Raw genomic sequence first — 3091 nt, 5'->3', positions numbered from 1 at the left:
AAAAAAAGCATAAAAAGATTTGCGTGTTATTTAAAGTTGTTCTACCTTTGTACCCGCTTTCCGCAAGGGAGCGCATCGATCTTTGAAAGAATGACAAACAGACAAAGCAGTACAAGCGTTCCGTATTCCGTCCATATATTGACTGGACTCGGTACGGTTAAAGATACGGCGATCCGTTCAAAACAAAAAAACAGGCATTCGGATCCGGGACAGCAACACGCCTTCGTTAGTAATAAACGTCGGTGAAAGATTTTTTTAAATACAAAGAAGAGTTTGATCCTGGCTCAGGATGAACGCTAGCTACAGGCTTAACACATGCAAGTCGCGGGGCATCATGATCGTAGCAATATGATTGATGGCGACCGGCGCACGGGTGAGTAACACGTATCCAACCTTCCCCCTACCGGGGTATAGCCGCCCGAAAGGGTGATTAATCCCCCATGACGTCGCGTGATCTCCTGAGATCGCGACCAAAGCCGTAAGGTGGTAAGGGATGGGGATGCGTTCCATTAGGCAGTAGGCGGGGTAACGGCCCACCTAACCAACGATGGATAGGGGTTCTGAGAGGAAGGTCCCCCACATTGGAACTGAGACACGGTCCAAACTCCTACGGGAGGCAGCAGTGAGGAATATTGGTCAATGGGCGCAAGCCTGAACCAGCCAAGTAGCGTGAAGGATGAAGGTTCTATGGATTGTAAACTTCTTTTTCGCGAGAATAAAAAACTCCACGCGTGGAGTCTTGCAGTTATCGCGTGAATAAGCATCGGCTAACTCCGTGCCAGCAGCCGCGGTAATACGGAGGATGCGAGCGTTATCCGGATTTATTGGGTTTAAAGGGAGCGTAGATGGGCGCATAAGTCAGCTGTCAAATCCCGGGGCCCAACCCCGTTCAGCAGTTGAAACTGTGCATCTTGAGTGGCTTGGAGGCAGATGGAATTCGTGGTGTAGCGGTGAAATGCATAGATATCACGAAGAACTCCGACAGCGAAGGCATTCTGCCACGCGCCAACTGACATTGAAGCTCGAAAGTGCGGGAATCAAACAGGATTAGATACCCTGGTAGTCCGCACGGTAAACGATGAGTGCTCGTCCTTGGAGATATACGTTCAGGGGCCGAGCGAAAGCGTTAAGCACTCCACCTGGGGAGTACGCCGGCAACGGTGAAACTCAAAGGAATTGACGGGGGCCCGCACAAGCGGAGGAACATGTGGTTTAATTCGATGATACGCGAGGAACCTTACCCGGGCTTGAATTGTACCTGACGGTCGTGGAGACACGACTTCCGCAAGGCAGGTATGAAGGTGCTGCATGGTTGTCGTCAGCTCGTGCCGTGAGGTGTCGGCTTAAGTGCCATAACGAGCGCAACCCCTGCCGTCCGTTGCCATCGGTTCATGCCGGGCACTCTGACGGGACTGCCATCGTAAGATGCGAGGAAGGTGGGGATGACGTCAAATCAGCACGGCCCTTACGTCCGGGGCCACACACGTGTTACAATGGGGAGTACAGCGGGTAGCCATCGCGCAAGCGAGAGCCAATCCCCAAAACTCCTCCCAGTTCGGACTGGAGTCTGCAACCCGACTCCACGAAGCTGGATTCGCTAGTAATCGCGCATCAGCCATGGCGCGGTGAATACGTTCCCGGGCCTTGTACACACCGCCCGTCAAGCCATGAAAGCCGGAGGTACCTGAAGTACGTAACCGCGAGGATCGTCCTAGGGTAAATCCGGTGATTGGGGCTAAGTCGTAACAAGGTAGCCGTACCGGAAGGTGCGGCTGGAACACCTCCTTTCTGGAGCGGATTCTTCTGCCTCTGATAAAAAACGTTTAGTTACGGGTTTTCGTCGTAGCGACCTTGTGCCGTGCCGTCTGTTTGTTTTCGATGATATATCCGCCGTAACAGGCGACGGAGAAACAGAAGCCGTGTTCGGTCTCCCCGCGAGAGGATGTCCCGGACGTGTTGTAAGCCGAGAAACAGTCCTATAGCTCAGTTGGTCAGAGCGCTACACTGATAATGTAGAGGTCGGCAGTTCAACTCTGCCTGGGACTACGTTTGGGGGGATTAGCTCAGCTGGCTAGAGCACCTGCTTTGCAAGCAGGGGGTCAACGGTTCGAATCCGTTATTCTCCACTATTGTTCGTCTTCTGTGAGGATATGTATCATATTATATGTTATGTGTTTTTATAAAGATGATTTTATAAAGATTATTTTGTAGAAACGGTTTTATAAAGATATAAAGATGAATGTATAATATATAATATAAAAGTATGCCGTAAAAATAAAGTATGCTGTATGTATTTTCCAAAGACGGCTTATCGATCTATGACATGATGTACAATCAAAGAAAAAAGCAATCAGTAACGAAAAAGCTGAAAGTATAAGTCACCATCGCAGGGAGTGCGTGTTAGTACGTTGTACTCTGGTTATTCCCCTGCGAAAAGAGGCGAGAAAGTAGGAAAGGGCGCATGGCGGATGCCTAGGCTCTTGGAGGCGACGAAGGACGTGATAAGCTGCGAAAAGCTCCGGGGAGGCGCACATAGCCTTTGATCCGGAGATCTCCGAATGGGACAACCCGTCCGTTTGAAGAACGGACATCCCCGCATTGCCGGGGAAGCCAACGCAGGGAACTGAAACATCTTATTACCTGCAGGAAAAGAAAACAAAACGTGATTCCCCCAGTAGTGGCGAGCGAGCGGGGAACAGCCCAAACCGTCGGGGTTACGGCCCCTTCGGGGTAATAGGAACGGAACCATGGACAAGATCAAGGCGAGCGGAACCCCTCTGGAAAGTAGGGCCGTAGAGCATGAAAGCTGCGTACGCGCAGCCTTGTGAAGTCTTCCGTCTTCCTGAGTAGCGCGGGTCACGAGAAACCCTGCGTGAAATCTCCGGGACCATCCGGAAAGGCTAAATACTCCCAAGAGACCGATAGTGAACCAGTACCGTGAGGGAAAGGTGAAAAGCACTCCGAACAGGAGAGTGAAATAGTCCCTGAAACCATGCGCCTACAAGCGGTCGGAGCACGATTCATCGTGTGACGGCGTGCCTTTTGCATAATGAACCTACGAGTTTCCGTTGCCGGCAAGGTTAAGCGCTAT

The 3091-nt window shown here is 51.2% G+C and carries 2 tRNA genes and 2 rRNA genes (1 of these 4 only partly in view); all 4 read left to right on the top strand.

Annotation, left to right across the window (positions count from 1 at the left end):
- Positions 1 to 261: 261 nt before the first annotated feature.
- Positions 262 to 1788: ribosomal RNA gene (locus tag LO761_RS12410) — 16S ribosomal RNA — on the top strand.
- A 184-nt stretch (positions 1789 to 1972) separates the two neighbouring features.
- A tRNA-Ile gene (locus tag LO761_RS12405) sits at positions 1973 to 2046 on the top strand.
- A 6-nt stretch (positions 2047 to 2052) separates the two neighbouring features.
- Positions 2053 to 2126, top strand: a tRNA-Ala gene (locus tag LO761_RS12400).
- Positions 2127 to 2441: 315 nt separating this feature from the next.
- Positions 2442 to 3091, top strand: a 23S ribosomal RNA gene (locus tag LO761_RS12395) (it continues 2248 nt past the right edge of the window).
- Together the 16S and 23S rRNA genes with 2 tRNA genes alongside form the textbook arrangement of a ribosomal RNA operon.

This window comes from Phocaeicola oris (assembly GCF_021295095.1).
Lineage (GTDB): Bacteria > Bacteroidota > Bacteroidia > Bacteroidales > Bacteroidaceae > Phocaeicola > Phocaeicola oris.
This window is presented reverse-complemented; position numbering and strand designations above follow the sequence as displayed.